The organism is Hymenobacter yonginensis (assembly GCF_027625995.1).
In the GTDB taxonomy this organism is placed as follows: Bacteria; Bacteroidota; Bacteroidia; order Cytophagales; family Hymenobacteraceae; genus Hymenobacter; species Hymenobacter yonginensis.
Genome location: NZ_CP115396.1, coordinates 2,787,010 through 2,810,144 on the forward strand (window position 1 = coordinate 2,787,010; position 23,135 = coordinate 2,810,144).

Consider the following 23,135-nt stretch of genomic DNA (forward strand, 5'->3'; position numbering starts at 1 on the left):
ACTGCGCTTTTAGCCGGCCGCAGCTTTGCGGGCAGCGCGGCGCCGTTCCAGCTCCTGCCGGCGTGGGCTATCCTTGCCCCTGAAAAGAAAGAACGGAATGCTCATTAAGAGCGCAGTACTCCCATACAGCAAAAAGGCAAAAGCGGTCCAGCCAGTTGAAGTAGTGGTAAAGGCAGTGATGAACAGCGCAATTGCGGCTAGAAGCACGAGCACACCCACTACCCGCACCAATTTCGTAAACAGGTCAGTTTCTTTGATCTTGCGAAGTGGGATGTCAGCGGCCGGCCGTATCAGAGCGGTATCCGGCGCGAGTTGCAGCTTAGCTGGCGTTACGGGTTCGAGCGCCAACGCCGTTGCGGTTGCTTCTGACAGTGGAGTCGGCACCGTGCGAGCGGGCCTGACTGCGTTGTAGCGGACCGCAGATGTCGGCAATTCGGCCGTCAGCTCCGGCACAACGGCAGACTCCGCCGTCGGTTGCAGCAACTCAGGTTCAGCGGCGGCTGTATACGTACTTGACGCCGGCCGGAACAGGAAAGCCTGCTGACTCTGGCAACTTCCAAGCAACACTGCGGCACTCAGTAGCGCCATTGAGATATATCCTTTCATAACGATTTGATGCAACACGCTGCAAGAAAGCGTTATTTGAGTCTGCAAAGCCAGGTTGCCAGTAATGTTGCAGAAGATGTGCTACTCTCTAGACGCAAAAAAGCCCTTCCAATACATTGGAAGGGCTTTTTTTTGTGCATACTGAAGCAAGTATTACGCTTGATCCAACAGCCACAGGATGATGAAGATCAGACCGATAATGGCGATGATACCGCCAATCAGGCTGAAGATGCTACCAGGCAGAATCGTAATCAAAGCACCTACTATCAGTAGAATCAGACCAGTGCGCAAGTTGCCGCTGATGGCGTTGGCTTCAGCCGTTTCGCTCTTTTGCTTGAGCTGCAGCTTCGGGGCGTACTTGTCGAGCTTCTTGGCCACTTTGTTGAGGGCCACACGCTCGGCCAGACGCAGCTTCTGCGGAGCCGCCGTAGTTGGTGCCGCTTTGGCTACCGTAGCAGGCTTCTCGGCAGCTACCGAAGCAGCAGCGGGAGCTACTACAGCAGCAGTAGCCGTGCTTTTTTCTTCTACTACTGGAGCCGGAGTCTCTGCCTGAGCAGGCGTCTCATCAGCTACAACCACAGCGGGAGCCGGAGCGGGCTTTGTGGTGCCATGGTAGGTAGCGTGGTACGGCGTGGTCTTCGGCAGCATGGCGTACTCGGCGCGGTTGCAGCTGCTCATACTCAGGGCAATGGCGGCAACGGCCGCCAGCTTGGGCAGGTGTTGGAAGAGGTGCTTCATAAGAAGTAGGAAGGTTGGTGAAAGTGTTAAGAACGGACTTTGTACGGTACAAATCAGAACACGGCGAAAAAAAAGTGCGTTGTATAGCCATTTAAGCCCCGATTTCCGTGTGGTACTTGTTGCATACCAAACGCTGCCGAACGCTTCCGCCGGCTGGAATGTTGAGCGGAACACAGTTTATTTGCACCTGTGCGTATGACTCCTTACCCCCTGTTCCAGGCAGCTGTGCTGTCTGCCCTTCTGCTGCCGACCGCCTGCACCCAAACGCCCATGGAAAGCGCTGCCGCTGTAAGCGCCGAGCGCCGGCTGCAGGATAATCCATTGGCTGCCCCCGATACCTCCGGCTACCGGGTGGGCGCCCCCCAGGATCCCAACGGCATCGGCAAGTACTACCAGGGCCGCCAGATTGCCCACGTGATGGGCCACGAGGGAGCCGACTGGCTGGAGCGCAACGATCGGCAGGAAGAGGAAGGCACCGATATTCTGCTGCGCGAGCTGCAGCTCAAGCCCACCGACGTGGTGGCCGACATCGGAGCCGGCACCGGCTACTTTTCGTTCCGTATCAGCCCGCTGGTACGCAAGGGCAAGGTGCTGGCCGTGGATATTCAGCCGGAGATGATTGAGTACCTGCGCGACAACAAAGCCCGCAACAAGGCGCCCAACGTGCAGCCCGTGCTCGGCACCGTGCAAAACCCCAACCTGCCGGCCGCCGGCGTGGATCTGGTGCTGATTGTGGACGCCTACCACGAGTTCGACCACCCGCGCGAAATGATGCAGTCGATTTACAAGTCGCTGCGGCCGGGCGGGCGGCTGGCGCTGGTGGAATACCGCGCCGAAGATCCCAACGTGCCCATCAAGCGCATCCACAAGATGAGCGAGGCCCAGGCGCGTAAGGAAGTGGAGGCCGCCGGCCTGGAGTTTGTGGAAAACCGCCAGACGCTGCCGCAGCAGCACCTGCTGATTTTCCGGCGCGCCAAGTAAGATCTGGCCGGAATATAGGCGCAATAACGGCCCCGGGCTACCTTTGCGCCCATGTCCAGTTCCCTGCCCGACCCGCGCCAGCTTTCCATCCACGACTTCACCTACCAGCTCCCGCCCGAGCGTATCGCGCCCGAGCCCCTGGCCCAGCGCGACCAGTCGCGGCTGCTGCTGAGCCGCCAAGGCGCCATTGAGGACCGCACGTTTCACGAGCTGCCGGCCGTGTTGCCGGCCGATTCGCTGCTGGTTTTCAATGACACTAAAGTGGTGCGGGCGCGCCTGTTCTGCCACAAGCCCACCGGCGGCCAGATCGAGCTGTTTTGCTTGGAGCCGGTAGCGCCGCACCGGGCTTTGGAGCCGGCCATGCAGCAAACCGGCAGCTGCGTCTGGAAATGCTTGGTTGGGAATGGCAAGCGCTGGAAAACCGGGCCGGTACTGTTGGACTTTGAGGCGCTGGGCGAGCCCGCCACCCTCACGGCCGAGCGGCTGGAAGCCACTGCCGAAGGCTACTCGCTGATCCGTTTTAGCTGGGAGCCGGCCACGCTACCGTTTGCCGAAGTGCTGCGCGGGGCCGGCCACCTGCCCCTCCCCCCTTACCTCAACCGCGACGATACCGCCGTGGATGCCGTGCGCTACCAGACCGTGTATGCCGCCCACGAAGGCGCCGTAGCGGCCCCCACGGCCGGCCTGCACTTCTCCGAGGCCGTACTGGCCGAATTGGCCGAACGCGGCCACCAGCAGGCCCGCGTAACGCTGCACGTGGGCGCCGGCACCTTCCAGCCTGTGAAAGCCGACCGCATGGACGGCCACGCCATGCACGGCGAACCCATCAGCGTGAGCCGGGTGGTGCTGGAGCAGCTGCTGCACCACGCCCCGCACCCGATTATTGCCGTGGGCACCACCAGCCTGCGCACGCTGGAAAGCCTATACTGGCTGGGCGTACAGGCCGCGCAGGGCCTGCTCCCGACCGACAGCACGCCCCACGTAAGCCAGTGGCAGCCCTACGAGCCCGGCTCCGACCTGCCCACGGCCGCCGCCCTGCAGGCCCTGCTGCACCACCTTGACACGCAGCAGCAGGACGCACTGCACGCCACCACCCAGCTGCTCATCGCGCCCGGCTACCGCTTCCGCCTGATTCAGGGGCTGGTTACCAACTTCCATCAGCCCGAAAGCACGCTCCTGCTGCTAGTAGCCGCCCTGCTCGGCCCCGACTGGCGCCGCGTCTACGACCACGCGCTGGCCAACGGCTACCGTTTCCTGAGCTACGGCGACAGTTCGTTGTTGCTGCCGTAGCCAAGGGAGGTAATTGTGCTTTTGCCGGGTTGAAAACCGCATTTGTAGCCGCATCAGCAACCTATTTCAGGAGCGCCGTATAAGGGCTCAGGTTTACCTAAAACCTCTCCTAAAATCAGAAATCATGAAAAAGATGCTCATGCTGCTTGCTGCAGCTACCTTTTCCACTGCCGCTTTCGCCCAAGGCGACAAAGTAGTTGTGCGTGACGAAGCTACCGGTGCTAAAGCCGAAACCACTGTGCGCGACAACGGTACGGTGAAAACCGAAACCCGCACCGGCCGCACGGAAGCTGGCCAGAAGGCCTACAACACTAAAGAAGACGTAAAGTACGCTGGCAAGAAAACCGGCCGTACCGTAGAAAAAGGCGCTAAAAAAGCCGGCCGTGGCATCAAGAAAGGCGCCAAAGCCGTGAAAAACAAAGCCGAGGATATCGTTGACTAACTCCCGGATTCAGCCGGAAAGCCTGGGCTTTTCCAGACAATCCGGCTGAGGTAGATTACAGAAAAAGGGCTTGCCAGATGGCAAGCCCTTTTTGTTGTCAAGCGGCAGCGAAATTCGCCCGCGCCGTCCACGAAATCCGTGAACTCCGACTAATCCGCAAAAATCCGTGATGCTATTGGCCCACGAAGAACAGGGCGTTGCCGAACAGCAGCTTGCCGCCCTGCCAGAAGCCCCGGAACAGCGGGTTGTCGGCCATGTAGATGACCTGGCCGCGGCCCATGTCCTGGGCGCCGAACACGAACGTATCGGTGAGCTTGCGGCGGGCCTGGCGGCCGGCGAAACCGGCAGCATAGTTGTCGCGCTTGAGCACGCCCACGTTCCAGCCGCCTTCGCCGAGGAAGCGGTAGTTGAGCGTGTCGCGCACGAGGGCGAAGTAGGTGTCGCCGTAACCGAAGGCCAGCGGGTGCGTGTTGTCGAGCTGCACGCGGTAGACGCTGCCCTGCACGCGCTGCCCGATCTGCTCACGCTCGGCGTTAGCGTAGGGCTTGAGCAGGCGGTAGGGATTGGTTTTCTTGGTGGCCGAGCTATCGGCGGGCTTTGTGCGCAGCAGGAAGTCTTTTTTGCCAGCCAGAAACGCCGAGGCGCCTTCCATAGCAATGAGGCGGCCACCGCCGCGCACCCACGTTTTGAGGGCTTCCAGCTGCCGCTCGCTGTAGATGTCGGAATAGTCGCCATCGGGCAGAATCAGCACGTCGAACTTGGCCAACGGCACCGAGCGCAGATAGTCGGAGCCCAGCACCGTGACGGGGTAGCCAATCTGCTGCTCAAAGAAGTGCCACACCTCCCCAAACGCCGTCGACGACACGCCTTCGCCGGCCACTACGGCCACGTTGGGCCGCGCCACGTTGCGCACGTAGCCTGAGCCCAGGTCGGCCCCGGAGGTCGAGAAACCCGATTTCACGGCCTGCAACATCACGCCCGACGAATCGGCCTGGGCGCGCACCAGTTGGTCGAATTTCGCGCCCATGGTTTCGTTGCCAGTGCGGGTGATGACCAAGGTGCCGGGCTGGTACTTCTGGCCTTCTGCCTCAAAGGCCCGGCCCGCCACGCGCACTTTCACTTTCTGCTGCAACAGGCGGCTTAGGAAGCGCACGTCCTGCAGGTTGTTCCAGCGCGCCACGTAAGCGTAGGGCTGCCCGGTAGCAGCCGAGTTGTTGAGCGTGGCTTTGCTGGGGGCCTTGCCGTCGGTGGCAATCCGGTCTTTCAGGGCGTACGATTTCAGGCCGAACGAATACGGCAGCGCCCAGGCGGTGATGTCGTAGGTCAGGGAGTCTTCTAGGGCCGGGCGGGGCTCAAACAGCACTTTCACCAGCGTAGACTTCGGCTGGAACATGCTTACTACCACGTCCTGAGCTTCTACCTGCACGTTTTCCTCTTTGCCGCTGAAGTAGTTGAAGCCGCGGGTGCGCTGGCGGCGCGGCGCGTAGCCGTACTGAATCTGCTGGCGCTCCAGGTACTGCGTGAAGGCCTTGAGCTGGCCCGGGTCGCCGGCTCCGGCCACCACGAACGTCTTGTAGGTACCGCGCGGCTTGGTACGGGCATCATCGAAGTACTTCTTGAACTCCCGGATGAGTTCGGGCTGGCGCTCCGAGGCGGCCCGGATAGTAGCCAGGCTGGCCGCGTGGTGGTGGCTGATGCGCTGGGCCAGCGTGAGCGTGTCGCCGTCGGCCTTGGCGTAGCGCACGCCGGCGCGGCCCGAGCCGCCCTGCTCGTAGGTCATGCCGATGGCGCCGTTGAACGACGGGTAGGTGTCGCCGTAGCTGGGGTAGAACAGGTCGTAGGTTTCGCGGGTGAAGTAGAGCCAGTTGTTTTTGTCGAACACCGTGCGGTTGTAGTCCCCGATAATGCCCTGAAACTTGCGCTGGAAGTCGGTAATATCCTCGTGGTAGGGCTTGGCGGCCGGCGAGAAGTAGTACGGGTCGTCGGGGCCCATTTCGTGGAAATCGGCGTGCACCTGGGGCAGCCACTGGTTGTAGAGCGTGACACGCTGGCGGCTCTCCTGCTGGGTCTGCCAGGCCCAGTCGCGGTTCAGGTCGAAGTAGTAGTGGTTGTAGCGGCCACCAGGCCAGGGCTCATGGTGCTCCCAGGCGTAGGGCGAGGCATTCGGCGACTGGGCCCGCACGCGGTTGTACCACTGCGCATACCGCTCGTGGCCGTCGGGGTTCACGCAGGGGTCAATCAGCAGCACGGTATGCTGCAGGTACTCACGGGTCTGCTCGTTCTGGGGGTTGGCCAGGTCATACAGCACCTGCATCACGGCCTCCGACGACACAGCCTCGTTGCCGTGGATGTTGTAGCTGAGCCACACCACGGCCGGAGCTTCGGTACGGGCGGTGCCGGACTGCAGGCCGGCCAGGCGCAGGTTATTCTGGCGGATATCGTCGAGGCGGGCTAGGTTCTCGGGCGTTCCGACCTGCACCACTTCCAGCGGGCGGTTTTCGTAGGTGCTGCCGTAGGGCTGCACGCGCATACGGCCGGTGGAGTGGGCGGCCACGTGCTCTACGTAGCGCAGCAGCGTGGCGTGCGGCGTGAAGCGGGCACCCAGCTCATAGCCCAGAAACTGCGCGGGCGTGAGCAGCGCGCCGGTTTCGGAAGAGGTGGCGGGGGTGGTCTGGGCGTGGGCCGGCAGCGCGGCCGGGCCACCCAGCAGCGCCAGCCCACAGGCCAGCATAGCGGTAAGCCTACGGGGGAGGCAGTACACTTCTCTCATCAGGTAGCGGAAAGGATTGAAGGCGGCAAGGTAAGCAGCGGGTGACAGATGCCGCGTACCGCGAAAGTTGGTTGCGCGGCACCCGGATTCGCTGAAAGTCCCGCCCGGCGCTGAAAAGTTGCGCAGCCTGTGGTAGTTTGGGGTGTCTGTTAGCCGTTCCTTTTCTCCCTACCCATCATGACCCACACTTACCTCCGCTCGGCACTGCTGGCGGGAATCCTGCTGGCGGCGGCGGCCCCGGCCCGTGCCCAGCTCGTCACCCCTGCCGAAAAAGCCTACCAGGCCCAGCTGGCCGCCGACACGCTCTACATCCAGCAGCACTACACCAAAACGGAATACCAGATTCCGATGCGCGACGGCCGCAAGCTCTACACCGTGGTGTACGCGCCCAACGACGCCGATAAGGTGAAGTACCCGATTATGCTCAACCGCACGCCCTACGCCGTAGGGCCCTACGGCGCGGGCAAGTACAAGTACGCTCTCGGGCCCAGCAGCACCATGATGCGCGAGGGCTACATCTTCGCTTACCAGGACGTGCGCGGCCGCTACATGTCGGAGGGCGAGTTTGTGGACGTGCGGCCCGAGAAGGACACGCACAGCGGCAAAAATGACATCGACGAGGGCACCGACACCTTCGATACCATTGCCTGGCTACTGAAAAACGGCCCCAAAAACAACGGCCGCGTGGGCCAGTGGGGCATCAGCTACCCCGGCTTCTATACCGCCACTGGCCTGCTCAGCCGCCACCCGGCCCTGAAAGCCGCCTCGCCCCAGGCCCCCATTGCCGACTGGTTCTGGGATGACTTTCACCACAACGGCGCGTTTTTCCTGCCGCACGCCTTCAACTTCTACGCTAGCTTCGGGCTGCCGCGCCCCACGCCTACGCCCACCGGCAACCCCGGCTTCAAGCACGGCACCCCCGACGGCTACGACTTCTTCCTGAAGATGGGGCCGCTGAAAAACGCCGACGCCCGCTACTACAAAGGCCAGGTGGCGTTCTGGAAGGACATCGTGGCGCACCCCAACTACGACCAGTTCTGGCAGGAGCGCAACCTACGCCCGCACCTCAAAAACCTCAACAAAGGCACCGCCATCCTCACCGTGGGCGGCTTCAACGATGCCGAAGACCTGTTTGGGGCGCTGGAAATCTACAAGAGCATCGAGCGGCAGAATCCCGGCCAGCGCAACGGCCTCGTGATGGGGCCGTGGGTGCACGGCGGCTGGGCCCGCGGCCTGGGCGAACTGGTCGGCAACGTCGATTACGGCCCGTCGCCGTCGCAGTATTATCAGAAGGAAATAGAGGCGCCCTTCTTCAAGGCCAACCTGAAAGACGGCAAGTCCGCCGCCACGCCCGAAGCTACCGTGTTTGAAAGCGGCACCAACCGCTGGCGCACCTTCGATGCCTGGCCGCCCAAAGAAGCCAAGGAAAAGGTGCTGTACTTCCAGCCCAACGGCATGATTTCGTTCGAGAAGCCCGCCAGCGGCGCCGAATTCGACCAGTACCTGAGCGACCCGGCCCACCCGGTGCCGTCCAACGAAGGCATGGCCACCGGCATGACCAAGGAGTACATGACCGATGACCAGCGCTTTGCCTCGCGCCGCCCCGACGTGCTGACCTACCAGACCGACGTGCTGACCGAGGACATGACGCTGGCCGGCCCCATCCAGGCGCTGCTGCAGGTGGCCACCACCGGCACCGACGCCGACTGGGTGGTGAAAATCATCGACGTGTACCCCAACGACACGCCTGACAACCCGCGCCTGCTGCCCAACGTGCGCCTCGGTGGCTACCAGCAGATGGTGCGCTCGGAGGTGATGCGCGGCCGGTTCCGCAACAGCTTCGAGATGCCCGAGGCCTTCGTGCCGGGCCAGGTGACGGCCGTGCCCTTCACGGTGCAGGACCTGTGCCACACCTTCCGCAAGGGCCACCGCCTGATGGTGCAGGTGCAAAGCACCTGGTTCCCGATGGTGGACCGCAACCCGCAGACCTTCGTGCCCAACATCTTCGAGGCCGACGAGAAGGATTTCCAGACGGCCACGCACCGCCTCTACCACTCGCCGCAACACGCCTCGCAGCTCACGCTGAAAGTGCTGTAGGAGGTATTAAAGCGGCACAAAAAAAGCTCCCCGGCCAGTGCCGGGGAGCTTTTTTTGTGGATTCTGGCGCTAGAAGCGGGCCACGTTGTTGTAGTCGAAGCTTTCTTCCTGCTCTTTTTCTTCGAGCTCATATAGCACCCCTTCCGCCACACCTCGCCCAAACAGGCTGATGCCGGCGTTGAGTACGCCCAGGGCCAGGGTACCGGCTACTACCCATTCGCTGGCGGGAGCACCGTGCTGCTTTTTGCTGGCCGCCCACTGCACCAGGCAGGAACCCAAGCCGATTACCATGAGTCCACTGGGGGCAAACAGCAGCCATTTTTTCTTGTGCGTCATCGGGAAACGGAAGTTAGAGGGCGGGAATTTGGAAGGGATGATGAAGGTAAGCACGAAACCACGGGAAAAGCCGTGCCGGCCTGCTTTATTTCCAATCGTACCTTTGCGGCGTAGGGTTACAAAATATCCTGCCTGCTTTTCCTTTTCCGTAACCGCCAGCGGCTTTTTTCAGGCAGCTGGCGCCAGGTTTCCCTGCTGCTATGCCCGCATTCGAAGACTTACTGCACGAAGCGTTTCGCCGCGTGCCCAACCCGGCCCCTTTTCTTGCGCCAACCACCCTGGCCGCCTACAGCGAGCTGCAGCAGGCCCCGGCCCGCGACCTGTCGTTTCGGTTTGAGCGGGTGCGGCTGGCTACGGCCATGAGCATTCTGCAACTGCTCTCCGACCTCGGCGACAACGACGACAGCCGCAAGGTGGTAGAGGCCCTGAACCGCGCCCTGCAGGCCCGCTCCATCGCCGAAATCGACAACGTGATGCATAAGGAGGCCAAGGCCTTCGAGCGCCTCTACACCAACCTATACGTCAACGACGAAGGCGAGCTGCTGCTGAACCTGTTCGAGCGCACCCTCGACGCCGATTCCCAGGCCCTGATGGACGACGTCCTCCGGGAGGCCACCGCCCTGGCCGCCACCCTGGATTTCGAGCGCGACGAAGACGACTACGAGTAAGCTACAGGCAGCGCACAACTGTGGCAGCCTGCTAAAAGACACAAAAAAGCGCCCCTGCCAGCTGGCAGGGGCGCTTTTTTGGTTTAACAGAACCGAAGCTTAATTGTAGCCGGGGTTCTGCACGAGCGCCTTATTGAGGTTGGTATCGTGCAGCGGAATTGGGAACACCAGGCGGGGGCTGTTCCAGGGCAGCGTACCGGCCGACAGCTGACGGCGGCGCAGGTCGTGGATGCGGGCACCTTCGAAAGCCAGCTCCAGCTGCCGCTCCTTCAGGATATCGGCTACCGTTACGGCTGTCAGCGGCGTGGCCTGAGCCCGCTCGCGGATGGTATTCACATCTTCCAACGGCGTGGCGCCAATGCTGGTGCCCAGTTCGCGGTTGGCTTCGGCGCGGATCAGGTACATCTCAGCCAGCCGGATAACCGGGATATTCTGGCCGAAGTTGTTCCATTTGGTGCTGCGAATCCGGCCGGCGCGGCCACCCTGATCTTCGATGAAGAGCAGCGTGAAGCGCGCATCGGTAGGCTCATACTTGGCCAGGAACGGCGCCAGTACAGCCACGTCGCCGCGGGCAAAATCTGAAGGAGCGAAGAACGTAGCCAGACCATCGTTGGCAGCGCCAGCATTGTACTGGTCGTTCTGCTGAATCTCAAACAGCGACTCGCTGGAGTTGCGCGTGCGGAACGGGCCGGTTACGGAGGGCGTAAGGAAGGCCGCGCTGTTCTCAATCACGTCGTTGGCCAGCGTGCGGGCCTGCGCGTAGTTGCTCTGCTGCAGGTAGAGGCGCGCCAGCATGGCTTTTGCCGTGAACTTGTTCACGCGGCCGCTGCCGCTGGCATTTTCCTCGGGCAGCAGCGTCTCGGCAGCCCGTAGGTCGGCAATGGCTTGGGCATACACCTCACCTACCGTGGCACGTGCCAGCTGCTGCGACGCCTGCTCGGCCGTTTTGTTGGCCGTCAGCGTCAGGGGCACACCGGGGTTGCTGGCTCCAGCCTGGAAGGGCAGACCATAGAGGCGCACCAGCTCGAAGAAGAGCGCGCCCCGGATAAAGCGGGCTTCGCCTTCGTACTGAGCTTTCAGGTCGGCATCCGTCACGACGGGCAGGGCCTCCAGAATGATGTTGGTGAAGTTGATGGTCTGATACGCCACCTGCCAGGTACGCGTAGCCTCGGCATTGTTGCTTTGCATCAGGCGCCGAAACACGTCGCGGTAGCTGGTAAACGTCCCCTGCCACAGCACGTAGTCTTCGGGGGCGAGCAGCTCAGGCAGCAGCGAGAAGTTGGTGCCATACAGGGCTCCGTTGTCGAGCTTGGCATAAGCGCCTACAATGGCGCTTTCCAGCTTATCAGCAGTATCGAGAGCAGTAGCGGCATCTACCTGCGTGGTAGGCGCCAGGTCCAGCTGCTTTTCGCACGCCGAGAGGCCCAGCGTCAGGAGCAGGCCCAGCGAAGCAGTCCGTCCGAAAGAAGATATCTTCATGATTGAAAAGTCGTTTGCAGATTAAAAGCCGAAGTTCACACCCACCAGAATGGTGCGCGCCAGTGGGGGAGTGTAGAAGTCGTGGCCCAGAATGTAGTTGCCATTCTGTACCCCGGCCGTGGTGTTGCCGCCCACAAAACCGGTGTTTACTTCCGGGTCGTAGCCTTTGTAGTTGGTGATAGTGGCCAGGTTCTGGCCGGTTACGTACACGCGGGCCGACTGTAGCATCGCCTTCTTCGCCCATTCCGAGGGCAGGGTGTAGCCCAGTGTCACGGATTTGATGCGGAAGAACGAGCCATCCTCAATCCAGCGCGACGACGTCTGGGTACCGTTGCCTTCGCCGAAGCGGGCCTGCGGTACGTTGGTGTTGTCGCCGGGCTTCTGCCAGCGGTCCAGCTGGTCCAGCGTCTGGTTGTCGAAGAAGTCGCCGTTTACGGCCTGATATACCCCGGCAATGTTGTAGATATCGTTGCCGTAGGTGAACTGCGTGAGGGCGCCCAGCTCGAAGCCTTTGTAAGAGAAGGTATTGTTGAAGCCGCCCGTGTACTGCGGGTTGGGGTCACCCAGCTTCTGCGTGGCCGCCTGGCTGTAAATAGGCGTTTTGCTGCCGTCAGCGGTGTAGAACAGGGCGTCGCCGTTGGCAGGATCCACACCAGCGTACTTCACGCCGTAGAACACACCAATCGGCTCACCTACGCGCACGCGGCTCAGGTTGCGGCCACCCGAAATGATTTCCTGGCCGCTGAGGTCAGTTACCTCGTTGCGGTTGAAGGAGATGTTGAAGTTGGTGGTCCACTTGAACTTGCCGTCGAGGTTGCGCGTGTTCAGCGAGATTTCCAGACCCCGGTTACGCATCTTGCCCAGGTTCTCGTAAATGTCGTTGTAGCCGCCGGTGTAGGGCAGCTGACGGGCCAGCAGCAGGTCGCTGGTGTTTTTCTGGTAGATGTCTACTTCGCCGGAAATCCGGTTGTCGAGCACGCCGAACTCCAGGCCCAGGTCGGCCTGTGCCGTGTTTTCCCAGGTCAGGATGCTGTTGCCGAGCTGCGTGGGCTGGATACCCGCCTGGTCAGCATACGGAATAGCGCCGTACAGGCCCAGCGAAGCATAGTTGCCGATGGAGGCGTTACCGGTCAGGCCGTAGGAGCCGCGCAGTTTCAGCAGGCTTACAATGCTGTTGTCCTTCAGGAAGTCCTCGTTGGAGATAACCCAGCCCAGCGAGCCGGCCGGGAATACGCCCGTGCGGTTATCTGCCCCGAAGCGCGACGACTTATCCACGCGCAGGCTACCCGACACCAGGTACTTCTCGCGGAAGTTGTAGTTCACCCGGCCGAAGTACGACAGGAACACATACTCGTTCACGCGCGAGTCGCCGGCCGTGATTTTGGCGGCGCTGGCAATCTTGCGGAACTCGTCGTTGGGGAAAGTCTGGCCTTCCGAGCTCACCGACTTCTGGTTGTAGCGCTGGAACGAGAAACCAGCCAGTGCTTCTACCGAATGGTCTTCGTTGAAGGTTTTGGCGTAGGTGGCCGTGTTGTTGGTGGTGTAGTTCACCACGTTGCCCTGGCTTTCGAAAGCGTAGCCTTTGCGGGCGCGGCCGGTTTCGGTTTCGATGCCGCGGTACAGCTCCTCGTTGATGCTCAGGAAGTCACCACCTACTTCGGTGCGCAGCGTCAGGTTCTGGATGGGGCTATAAGACAGGAACGCCGAGCTGAACGAGCGGTAGTTGCCCGAGCGGTTGGTCGAGCCCAGCTCGGCCAGGTTGTTGTAGTAGAGCGTGCTCTGGTTCACCTTGCCGTTGGCCAGGTACTTGGCCTGCAGCGGTGGCAGGGCGTTCAGCTGCACGGGGTTGGCGAAGTCGTTGTCGTCGGCTACCCGGTCGTTTACCGAGCGGATCAGCGACACGTTCACGCCCACCTTCATCTTGTCGCTGATGCTGTGGTCGAGGTTGGCGCGGAAGCTGCCCCGGCGGTAGCGGTTGCCGATGATGATACCGGTCTGGTCGTTGTAGGTGCTGCTGATGTAGAAACGCGTCTTGGCGTCGCCACCGTTCACGTTGAAATCATACTGCGCCACCTTGCCCTTGCGGAAAGCCGCGCCGGCCCAGTCCGTGTCCAGCGTCGAGTTGTAGTCGATGCCACCTTCGCTGGCGAATACCTCGGCCAGGTCTGGGTTGGGGCCGTAGTTGCTGTTGATGTAGGAGTCGTCAATCAGCGAGGCGTTGGTGATGGCCTCCCCGAACAGCTCCTTGTACTGCGCCGAGTTCAGAAACTTGCGCAGCCGCGTAGCCTTGCTGGTGCCCCAGTAGGCGCCCACGTTCACGCGGGTTTGGCCTTGGCGGCCTTTCTTGGTGGTTACGAGGATAACGCCGTTGGAAGCGCGCGAACCGTAGATGGCCGACGAAGCGGCATCCTTCAGAATCGAAATGCTTTCAATGTCGTTGGGGTTAAGGTCGGCCAGCGGGTTGGTGCTTTCGCCGAAGGCTACGCCCGTATCGTTGGACGTGACGGGAATACCGTCGATAACGTACAGCGGCTGGTTGGAGGCCGTCACCGACGACGAACCGCGTACCCGGATGTTTACACCGGCGCCCAGCTTGCCCGAGCCCTGGTTGATCTGCACGCCAGGCGTGCGGCCCTGGATGGCCTGCTCAAAGCTCACGGTCGGTACGTTCTGCACGTCCTTGGCCGTCACCTGCGTCACGGAGCCGGTCAGCTCCGACTTGGACTGGCTGCCGTAGCCGATTACTACGGCTTCGCTCAAGGCCACCGAGTTTTCCTGCAGCGTGATGGCCACCGTGGTCCGGTCGCCTACCACTACGTTCTGGGTGTTGTAGCCGATGGAGCTAACTACCAGCGTAGCGCCGGGCTGCACGGTCAGCGAGAAGCTGCCGTCGGCGCTGGTGCTGGCGCCGTTGGTGGTGCCACGCTCCAGCACCGTCACACCGGGCAGGCCGGTGCCGTCGGCACCCGTGATGCGGCCGGTTACGGCCCGCGTCTGCGCCATAGCGGGCACCGACGTAGCCGCTGCAACGGCACACAGTATAGGAATGAGTGAAGTTTGTTTCATACTACCTGACTCTTATCAGAGCCTATTAGAGTGAAAAATATCCGGCAAGACCGCCAGAAGGAAAAACGAATGCAACTAACGCCTGTCGCATCCTTCTTTAGATGCTTCAGGCCCCAAATTTGCACGCAAAATCATCATATATTTCTTAACATGCTACTTACCGACTTTAACCGGCCTTTAATAGCCGGTTGGGTTTGCGGGTAGCGACTAGCTACCTTTACCGGAGTTGGCCCGGCCAGTACCCGGCGGCCGGCGTTGTCTGCCGCTCTCTTCCCTTGTTTGCGAATGTCTGCCATTCAGTACCTTACCACCGCTGCAGAAGTGCAGCAAGCCGCCCTGGCACTCAGCACGGCCTCCCGCATTGCCATCGACCTGGAGTTTGACGACATGCGCCACCGCTACGGCCGCAATCTGGCGCTGATTCAGATTTTTGATGGACAGGCCATGCTGCTCATCGACCCGCTGCCGCTCACCAACCCCGCCCACGACCTGGAGCCGCTCTGGGCTATTCTGCGCGACCCGGCCGTGGAAAAGGTGTTCCACTCCTGTAAGTCGGATATTCTGCTGCTCGACGAACTCTACGGCGTGCACGTGCGCAACATCACCGATACCAGCGTGCAATACACCCTGCTGGCCGAGTCGGACAACAACATCTCGCTGGGCCGCCTGATTCAGGCCGAGCTGGGGCTGGAGGTGGACAAGGGCGAGCAGAAGTCCAACTGGCTGAAGCGCCCGCTCACGGAAGCGCAGAAGCTCTACGCCGCCAACGACGTGCTCTACCTGTTCGAGCTGGCCGACCGCCTGCGCGACAAGCTGGCCGCCCTGGGCCGCCTGCACTGGGCCGATGAGGAAAACGCGGCCCTGGAAGAAGTGCGCTACACCCGCGACGAGCGCCCGTACCTGCGCGTGGCCGGCAAATACCGCATCCTGCCCCAGGAAATGCCCCTGTTCCGCGACCTGTACATGCTCCGCGACCAGGTAGCCCGCCAGATCGACCGGCCGCCGTACATGGTGTTTGCCAACGAGCGGCTGCCGGAGCTGGTGCGCGACACGCCCCGCAGCCTCAACGACTGGAAAAACGCCCGCGGCCTGCACCCTGAGCTGAAGCGCACCCCGTATCTGGAGCAGCTCACGGCTCTGTCGCCCGACAATTTCGTGGCCGTGCCGGAGCCGGCCGCCACGGGCGAGCAGCGCCGCTTCCCGTTCCGCCGGCGCCTCAGCGGCGAGAAGGCCAACCGCGCCGACGCCCGCGAGCAGCTGCTGCTTCAGCTCAAAAACCACATCACCACCGACCTGAACGGCTACGTGGCCAACCTCGTGCTGTCCAACCGCCTAGTGGCCGACATCATCGAGCTGGGCGCCGACCAGGTGCTGCGCCCCTGGCAGAAAACCATCCTACAGGAAACCACCCAGCGCCATGGCCTGGATTATGGTCAAATAGCGACGCCGTTTTAACTCTGTAATGATCTAGCGCGTTCCAGCGTACGAATGCGGGCTATCAGCGAATATATCTAACGTCGAAGCGCCCGTTCCGAATTCTGACGTTCTTACCAGGCTTCAAGCCATCTTCTAAAACACCTTCGAACGTGCCAGAGACAATATGCTCCACGGTATCGACCTTAGTCACCACGATTCGGGTGGCATTTTGGTAGTTACTCCGGTATGAGTATTTATTGAATCCATCACTCAAGGACAATCCGTCGCGAGCAGTGGCATATGAGCCTGCGGGTAAGTTCTGCACGGGGCCACCTGAAGCATAAGTGCCCGGTCCATATAATGAGTCAATTGAGAAGTTGAAGGCTTCGTCGCGCTTTCCGGCTGTCATTCCGGCCGATACTGAAAAGATGCGGGCTCCTCTGTAAACACGGGAATATGCGCGTATCTGATTATCACTGCATCCGCCTCCAAACAGGAAGCATCTGCGGCCATAATTAATCCAGACCCTATCATCTACTTCAAACCCTAGAGTGTTAGCACCTTTCTCTGATATGTCGGGCAATTTGAATTTTGGCTCTGACTCAGTTGATTCACAACTTGATAAAAAAGAGACAGCAAACAGGGTGTAACGAAGAGGCTTGTACACAGCAGATAGTATGGGCTTGAACGATTTACTCTCACATTCTAATCTTTCCAACCCAGCGGACCAATACAAAAGATGTAGAAAACAGACTTGCTTCAAAAGCCTTTTCTTGCATAATATTCTAAAAATTAGAGTAATACACATTTATCTTCCGACTTTACACGTCTTCGCCCGCACGATTCCGAAAATCATGCGGGCGAAGTCACTCAGATTCTACATAATTATCTATGACCGCACATGAAATTGTGCTTCTTCTGTTGAACCAACCAGAGCGGTTGTACTAGCTTTACCAGAACTTACCACGTTTTGCACGGCGTCGAAGTAGCCGGTGCCCACGAAGCTCTGGTGCTTCACGGCCTTGAAACCGTGCTTCTGCAGCGCAAACTCGCGCTCCTGCAGCTCCGAGTAGCCGGCCATGCCCCGCGCTTTGTAGGCCAGTGCCAACTCAAACATACTGGTGTTGAGGGCGTGGAAGCCAGCCAGCGTGATAAACTGAAACTTGTAGCCCATGGCGGCCAGCTCCTCGCGGTAGGTTTCCATCTGCTCCACGCTGAGCTTGGCAGCCCAGTTGAACGAGGGCGAGCAGTTGTAGGCCAATAGCTTGCCGGGGAACTGCGCATGAATGGCATCGGCGAACTGACGGGCCTGCTCCAGGTCGGGGTGCGAGGTTTCCATCCAGATCAGGTCGGCGTAGGGGGCGTAGGCCAGGCCGCGGGCAATGCCGGCCTCCACGCCGCAACGCACCCGGTAGAATCCCTCGGAGGTGCGCTCGGCTTCCTGTAGGATAAAGGGCAGGTCACGCGGGTCCACGTCGGCGGTGAGCAGGTCGGCGGCGTCGGCATCGGTGCGGGCCACTACCAGGGTGGGCACGCCCATCACGTCGGCGGCGAGGCGGGCTGCCACCAGCTTGTTGATGGCCTCCTGCGTGGGCACCAGCACCTTGCCGCCCAAATGCCCGCACTTCTTCGCTGACGACAACTGGTCCTCGAAATGCACGCCGGCAGCGCCGGCCTCAATCATCATCTTCATCAGCTCGAAGGCGTTGAGGTTGCCCCCGAAACCAGCCTCGGCATCGGCCACAATCGGCACCATCCAGTGCACGTCGCCCTCGCCCGATACGCTCTGGATCTGGTCGGCGCGGAGCAGGGCGTTGTTGATGCGTTTCACCACGGCCGGCACGCTGTCGGCAGGATACAGGCTCTGGTCGGGGTACATCTGGCCGGCACCGTTGGCATCGGCCGCTACCTGCCAGCCTGAGAGGTAGATGGCGTTGAGGCCGGCCTGCACTTCCTGCACGGCCTGGTTGCCGGTGAGGGCCCCGAGGCCGGCCACGTACTGCTCGGTGTGCAGCAGGTGCCAGAGCCGCTCGGCACCCTGACGGGCCAGCGAGTACTCAATCTGCACCGAACCGCGCAGCTTCACTACTTCCTCGGCGGTGTAAGGCCGCTCGATTCCTTTCCAGCGCGGATTTGTGGCCCAGTCCTGCTTGATGGCGGCAATGCGTTCCTGCTTGTTCATGGTAGTTGGAATGAAAGTGTGAAAGTGAAGGCAAAAGCGTAGCCGGCCGGCTCGCGGAGCGGCTTTTTTAAGTCAGAAAGTGTTGGGCAGGTGTGGGGCGGCTGTGGTGCTACGAGTTGCCCGAAGGGCCTCGTAGTACCACAGCCTTCGTTCTAGGGCAGCTGCTCGTAAGCGGCTACGGTCAGGAATTCGATGAATTTCTCGCTCATCACCAGCTTATCGAACAGGCGGGCGGCCTCGAGGTAGCGGCCGGTGGCGTAGCGCTCCTCCCCTACCAGCGCCCGGATTTTCTCCAGCTGGCCGGGCACCAGGCTGCGGTAGAGTTCCACCGTCAGCGGGCGGCCGTCGGCCAGCACCGTGCCGGGCGTGTGCAGCCATTGCCACACCTGCGCCCGGCTGATTTCGGCGGTGGCGGCGTCTTCCATCAGGTTATAAATCGGCACGCAGCCGTTGCCGCCCAGCCACGATTCCAGGTATTGCACCGCCACGTCGATGTTGAGCTTGACGCCATCCTCGGTAATCTGGCCCTGCGGAGCCCGCACGAGGTCCTCGGCCGTTACCACCAGGTCCTCGCGCTTGTTGGCAATCTGGTTGGGCTCGGACATCAGCTCATCGAAAACCGCCAGCGCCACCGGCACTAGGCCGGGGTGGGCCACCCAGGTGCCGTCGTGGCCGTTGCGGGCCTCGCGCACCTTGTCCAGCCGGACTTTCTCCAGGGCGGCTTCGTTGGCTTCAGGGTTGTTCTTGATGGGAATTTGGGCGGCCATGCCCCCGATGGCGTGCACGCCGCGGCGGTGGCAGGTCTGGATGACGAGCTGCGAGTAAGCGGCCATGAACGGCACGGCCATGGTCACGTCGGCGCGGTTGGGCAGGCGGAATTCGGGCTTCAGGCCCAGGCGCTTGATGTAGCTGAAAATGTAGTCCCAACGGCCGCAATTGAGGCCGGCGCTATGCTCGCGCAGCTCATATAGAATTTCGTTGAGCTCGAAGGCGGCCGGCAGCGTTTCAATCAGCACCGTGGCCTTGATGGTGCACTTCGGCTGCTTCAACGACCATTGCGCAAACCCAAATACGTCGTTCCAGAGGCGGGCCTCCAGGTGGCTCTCGATTTTGGGCAGGTAGAAATACGGCGCCGTGCCGCGGGCGCACAACTCGTGGGCGTTGTGGAAATAGTAGAGGCCAAAGTCGAAGAAGGCGGCGCTGACGGGCTCGCCATCCACCAGCATATGCTTTTCCAGCAGGTGCCAGCCGCGGGGCCGCACCATCAGCACGGCGGTCTGCTCGTTCAGCTTGTACTCTTTGGTGGGCGTGCTCAGCGAGATGGTGCGGCGTACGGCGTCGCGCAGGTTGCGCTGCCCTTCCACCACGTTGGTCCAGGTGGGCGAGTTGGAATCCTCCAGATCAGCCATAAACACCTTGGCACCCGAGTTCAGGGCATTGATGATCATCTTCCGCTCAACCGGCCCCGTGATTTCCACCCGGCGGTCCTGCAGGTCGGCCGGGATGGGAGCCACGGTCCAGGGCTTTTCGCGGATCAGGCGCGTTTCGGGCAGGAAGTCGGGAAGCTGGCCGGCCTCGAATGCCTGCTGCCGCTCCTCGCGGCGCTTGAGCAACGCCTGCCGCGTGTGGTCGAAGCGCCGGTGCAGCTCAGCCACAAACGCCAGCGCCGACGGCGTCAGGATTTCAGCAAACTCCGGCGAATACGCCCCGGTGATTTTCACGCGCTCCGGCGTCAGGAAGGCGGGGGCGGCTACGGCAGGTTCGAGGTCGGCGAAGGGTGACATAGGGAATCGGTTGAAAGTGAGAACAATCGGGGCCCTGCGCTGAGGACAGAACAAACGTAGCTCAGCGAATTTTATTAAACAAGCGAATTTTCGCTAATTTTTATAACCCATTGAATTTGCGTTGATTTGCGCGGTTCCGAATGCCGCGCTGCCGCCATTTTTTGCTGGCATACGCTGCTCCCTGTCCGCTCTCCTCTCCCGCTTCTACCCATCTCTCCTATATAAATGCTAAGCCACGGTCAGGTTGTCCGACTCATTTTCGGGCTGAAACTGCGCGAGCTGCGCCAGGAGCGCGGCTTCACGCCCGCCGAGCTGGCCCGCGCCTGCGACGTGTCGGTATCCTACCTCAATGAGATTGAGAAAGGCAAGAAATACCCCAAGGCTGATAAGATCCTGGGGTTGAGCAAGGTACTGGGCGTCAGCTACGACCAGCTCACGTCTCTGACGCTGAGCCGGCGGCTAGAGCCCATTTCCGAGCTGCTGCAGTCGGATTTGCTGAAGGAGTTTCCGCTGGAGATGTTCGGGCTGGACCCGCTGCGCATCGTGGAGCTGATTGCCGATGCGCCGGCCAAGATGAACGCCTTCATCAGCACCATCTTCGAAATAGCCCGCAACTACGAAATGCAGCAGGAAAGCTTCTTTCTGGCCGCGCTGCGCTCCTACCAGGAGATGCACGACAACTACTTCGAGGAGCTGGAGCAGGACGTGCGCACCTTCTGCGGCGAGCAGAACCTGAGCACTCGGGCCCCCTTCGACACCACTCAGCTGGAGCGGGTACTCAGCCAGAAATACGGCTACCGCCTCGACCGGGAGAAGCTGGCGGAGTACGCGGCGCTGGGCCGGCTGCGGTCGGTGTTTCAGCCCAAAACCCGCACGCTGCTGCTGCGGCCGGGTTTGAGCAAGGCGCAGGAGTCGTTTGTACTGGGCCGCGAGGTGGCCTTCAACTACCTTAATCTGAAGGAGCGGCCGTACGTGAATGCCACCTTCCCGGTGCATTCCTTCGACGAGGTGCTCAACAACTTCAAGGCGTCTTATTTCGCTGGGGCGCTGCTGATGGAGGAGGAAAGCCTGGTGCGCGACCTGCAGGACTTTTTCGGGCAGGCCACCTGGCAGCCGGAGCTGCTGCAGGCCATGCTCACGAAGTATGATGTGTCGCCGGAGATGTTCATGCAGCGCATCACCAACCTGCTGCCGCGCTACTTCGGTATTCAGAGCCTGTTTTTCCTGCGCTTCGACCAAGCCGATGCCGACGCGGCCTACTTGCTGAGCAAGGAGCTGCATCTGTCGCGCCTGCACAACCCGCACGGCAACGAGCTACACGAAAAATACTGCCGCCGCTGGGTGTCCATCCGCCTGATCCGGGAGGCGCGCGAGCAGGCGGCCGGCCCGGCGCCGGCCTTTGTGCTGGGCACCCAACGCTCACGCTACCCCAACGAAGACGAATACCTGTGCCTCTCGCTGGCCCGCGCCGGCACGGCCAACGAGCCGGCCGTGAGCGTAACCGTGGGCTTGCTCTGCGACGACAACCTGCGCCAGAAAGTGCAGTTCCTCAACGACCCGGCCATCGTGCAGAAGCGCGTCAACGAAACCTGCGAGCGGTGCTCCATCCTCGACTGCGAAGTACGGGCCGCCCCGCCCGTGGAAATTGCGCGCCGCCAGAGCCAGCAGGAAGCCGCTGAAGCCATTGCGGCCCTGGTAAACGGCGAATAGGTTTTTAGTTGCTCGTTGTTAGTTGTCCGTTGTTCGTAGTTGTGGCGATGACTGCGCTGGCGACGGTCTGCGCCGACAAAGTCGGCAAGACCATACGCCGCCCCGCCGGGCCGGTTTCCGAACCGGCCCGGCGGGGCGGCCATGCGGAACCGCGCCGCGTGGCTGAGGTCCGGACTTTAGTCCGGAGCCCGTGGCTACTAAGCAGCGCTATTACGCAACACCATCCCTTGAGCAGCGCGATTGGCAGTAGCGCTGCGTAGTTCGCGCCCCCGCGCCGTTCGAGCGGTTTCGGGCGCCGGACTGAAGTCCGGGCCACAGCCGTCCGGCGCGTTACCTTTGGGACTTTGGTTTCACTGTTCCCTGCTGCTTTTGACTACTGCTGCCCGCTCTTGGCTTTGGTTTCTGCTTGTTGTGCTGCTGCTGACTGGCGGCGCAGCGCTGTATGGCGCGTGGCGCGTGCTGTGGCAGCCCAACGTGGCCGAGTCGCCGTACGGGGCCGCGTATCTGTACATCCGGACGGGCGCGGGCTGGCCGGCCGTGCGCGACTCGCTGCGGCGGCAGGATCTGCTGCGCGACCCCGGCACGTTTGAGTGGCTGGCCACGCAGCGCGACTATCCGGCCCATGTGCGCCCTGGGCGCTATCGATTGGAACCTGGCCTCGGCAACGCCGCGCTGCTGGATATGCTGCTGGCCGGCCGCCAGGACACAGTGGCCTTCACCCTCGACGCCTTCAAGTACAAGCCCCAGCTCACGCGCCAGATCAGCCGGCAGCTGGAGGCCGACTCGCTGGATCTGCGCCGGCTGCTGCAGGATAACGCCTACCTGCGCCGCCGCTACCAGCTAGACACCACCACTATCCTGACGCTGTTTCTACCCGGCCCCTATCGGGCGTTCTGGAATACCTCGGCGCGCACGTTTCTGGATTCGGCCGCGGCCACGCACCGCCGGTTCTGGACTGCCCAGCGCCGCCAGCGGGCCGATTCGCTGCAGCTGACCGTGCCTGAGGTGCACGTGCTGGCCAGCATCGTGCAGCGCGAAACGGCCAAGAAAGAGGACAAGCCGGTTATTGCGGGCGTGTACCTCAACCGGCTGCGGCGCGGCATGCGCCTGCAGGCTGACCCCACGCTGCTGTGGGCCATCGGCAACTTTGGGGTGAAGCGGGTGCTCAACCGCGACAAGCTGGTGGATTCGCCCTACAACACCTACCGCCACAAAGGCCTACCGCCCGGCCCCATCACATCGGCCAACCGCCAGAGCCTAGATGCGGTACTGCGGCCGGCGGCGCACCGCTACCTGTTTTTCTGCGCCCGCGCCGACCTGAGCGGCTTTTCTGACTTCGCTGAAACCTACGCCGAGCACCGCCAGAACGCCCGCCGCTACCAGCACGCCCTGGACAGCCTCGGCGTGAAACGATAGCCGAAACCCTATTTAGGCGAGCGTGCGTGGCAAAGCGTATCCGGGGCGCCGCTGGCAGCGAATGGGGCCGCCGGAATTTCCGGCGTAATCCCTTCGCCGCCTACTCACTTAATCACCTCAGTACGCTACCTTTGCGGCCTATTGTCCGAAACCC

At 61.6% G+C, this 23,135-nt stretch carries 17 protein-coding genes; 8 read left to right on the plus strand and 9 right to left on the minus strand.

Annotated features, from left to right (window positions below; translation table 11 throughout):
- Positions 1-9: 9 nt before the first annotated feature.
- Together O9Z63_RS12060 and O9Z63_RS12065 are read right to left on the minus strand one after the other, a co-directional pair.
- Positions 10-606: a hypothetical protein gene (locus O9Z63_RS12060; RefSeq protein WP_270125469.1), complete on the minus strand. Its 597-nt coding sequence runs from the start codon at positions 604-606 to the stop codon at positions 10-12.
- Between the two features lie 153 nt (positions 607-759).
- Complete coding sequence (locus O9Z63_RS12065) at positions 760-1,344, minus strand: hypothetical protein (protein WP_270125470.1); 585 nt, start codon at positions 1,342-1,344, stop codon at positions 760-762.
- A 195-nt stretch (positions 1,345-1,539) separates the two neighbouring features.
- On the opposite strand from O9Z63_RS12065, the gene O9Z63_RS12070 reads away from it, so the two are divergent.
- The 3 genes from O9Z63_RS12070 (at position 1,540) to O9Z63_RS12080 (ending at position 4,057) form a co-directional block, all read left to right on the plus strand.
- Positions 1,540-2,325: a class I SAM-dependent methyltransferase gene (locus tag O9Z63_RS12070; RefSeq protein WP_270125471.1), complete on the plus strand. Its 786-nt coding sequence runs from the start codon at positions 1,540-1,542 to the stop codon at positions 2,323-2,325.
- A 51-nt stretch (positions 2,326-2,376) separates the two neighbouring features.
- Positions 2,377-3,615 (plus strand): S-adenosylmethionine:tRNA ribosyltransferase-isomerase, encoded by a 1,239-nt coding sequence (locus tag O9Z63_RS12075; protein ID WP_270125472.1) that lies wholly within the window; start codon positions 2,377-2,379, stop codon positions 3,613-3,615.
- Between the two features lie 124 nt (positions 3,616-3,739).
- Entirely contained in the window at positions 3,740-4,057 is a 318-nt protein-coding gene (locus tag O9Z63_RS12080; protein ID WP_270125473.1) for a hypothetical protein, read from the plus strand.
- A 172-nt stretch (positions 4,058-4,229) separates the two neighbouring features.
- Here O9Z63_RS12080 and O9Z63_RS12085 read toward each other — a convergent pair whose 3' ends face one another.
- Positions 4,230-6,788 (minus strand): M14 family metallopeptidase, encoded by a 2,559-nt coding sequence (locus O9Z63_RS12085; protein ID WP_270125475.1) that lies wholly within the window; start codon positions 6,786-6,788, stop codon positions 4,230-4,232.
- Between the two features lie 216 nt (positions 6,789-7,004).
- On the opposite strand from O9Z63_RS12085, the gene O9Z63_RS12090 reads away from it, so the two are divergent.
- Positions 7,005-8,924 (plus strand): CocE/NonD family hydrolase, encoded by a 1,920-nt coding sequence (locus tag O9Z63_RS12090; RefSeq protein WP_270125476.1) that lies wholly within the window; start codon positions 7,005-7,007, stop codon positions 8,922-8,924.
- 69 nt (positions 8,925-8,993) lie between these two features.
- Here the strand turns inward: O9Z63_RS12090 and O9Z63_RS12095 are convergent, their stop codons facing one another.
- Complete coding sequence (locus tag O9Z63_RS12095) at positions 8,994-9,260, minus strand: hypothetical protein (RefSeq protein ID WP_270125477.1); 267 nt, start codon at positions 9,258-9,260, stop codon at positions 8,994-8,996.
- 200 nt (positions 9,261-9,460) lie between these two features.
- Between O9Z63_RS12095 and O9Z63_RS12100 the strand changes: the two genes are divergently transcribed.
- Positions 9,461-9,928 (plus strand): hypothetical protein, encoded by a 468-nt coding sequence (locus tag O9Z63_RS12100; RefSeq protein ID WP_270125478.1) that lies wholly within the window; start codon positions 9,461-9,463, stop codon positions 9,926-9,928.
- Between the two features lie 99 nt (positions 9,929-10,027).
- On the opposite strand, the gene O9Z63_RS12105 is transcribed toward O9Z63_RS12100, so the two are convergent.
- Together O9Z63_RS12105 and O9Z63_RS12110 are read right to left on the minus strand one after the other, a co-directional pair.
- Positions 10,028-11,407 (minus strand): RagB/SusD family nutrient uptake outer membrane protein, encoded by a 1,380-nt coding sequence (locus O9Z63_RS12105; protein ID WP_270125479.1) that lies wholly within the window; start codon positions 11,405-11,407, stop codon positions 10,028-10,030.
- 21 nt (positions 11,408-11,428) lie between these two features.
- On the minus strand, positions 11,429-14,473 hold the full coding sequence (locus O9Z63_RS12110) for a SusC/RagA family TonB-linked outer membrane protein (protein WP_270125480.1): 3,045 nt from the start codon (positions 14,471-14,473) through the stop codon (positions 11,429-11,431).
- Between the two features lie 285 nt (positions 14,474-14,758).
- Here O9Z63_RS12110 and O9Z63_RS12115 point away from each other — a divergent pair, with 285 nt between their 5' ends.
- Positions 14,759-15,928 carry a ribonuclease D gene (locus tag O9Z63_RS12115; RefSeq protein WP_270125483.1) on the plus strand — a complete coding sequence of 390 codons (1,170 nt, stop codon included), beginning with the start codon at positions 14,759-14,761 and terminating at the stop codon, positions 15,926-15,928.
- 43 nt (positions 15,929-15,971) lie between these two features.
- On the opposite strand, the gene O9Z63_RS12120 is transcribed toward O9Z63_RS12115, so the two are convergent.
- The 3 genes from O9Z63_RS12120 to aceB all read right to left on the minus strand — a co-directional run bounded on the left by O9Z63_RS12120 (position 15,972) and on the right by aceB (position 19,855).
- Positions 15,972-16,556, minus strand: coding sequence for a hypothetical protein (locus O9Z63_RS12120; protein ID WP_270125484.1), 585 nt, complete (start codon positions 16,554-16,556; stop codon positions 15,972-15,974).
- 222 nt (positions 16,557-16,778) lie between these two features.
- Positions 16,779-18,071, minus strand: coding sequence for an isocitrate lyase (aceA, locus tag O9Z63_RS12125; RefSeq protein ID WP_270125486.1), 1,293 nt, complete (start codon positions 18,069-18,071; stop codon positions 16,779-16,781).
- Positions 18,072-18,223: 152 nt separating this feature from the next.
- Positions 18,224-19,855, minus strand: a complete 1,632-nt coding sequence (aceB, locus tag O9Z63_RS12130; protein ID WP_270125487.1) for a malate synthase A — start codon at positions 19,853-19,855, stop codon at positions 18,224-18,226.
- Between the two features lie 225 nt (positions 19,856-20,080).
- On the opposite strand from aceB, the gene O9Z63_RS12135 reads away from it, so the two are divergent.
- Positions 20,081-21,565: a helix-turn-helix domain-containing protein gene (locus tag O9Z63_RS12135; protein ID WP_270125488.1), complete on the plus strand. Its 1,485-nt coding sequence runs from the start codon at positions 20,081-20,083 to the stop codon at positions 21,563-21,565.
- A gap of 411 nt (positions 21,566-21,976) precedes the next feature.
- Positions 21,977-22,981, plus strand: a complete 1,005-nt coding sequence (gene mltG, locus O9Z63_RS12140) for an endolytic transglycosylase MltG (protein ID WP_270125489.1) — start codon at positions 21,977-21,979, stop codon at positions 22,979-22,981.
- Positions 22,982-23,135 lie beyond the last annotated feature (154 nt).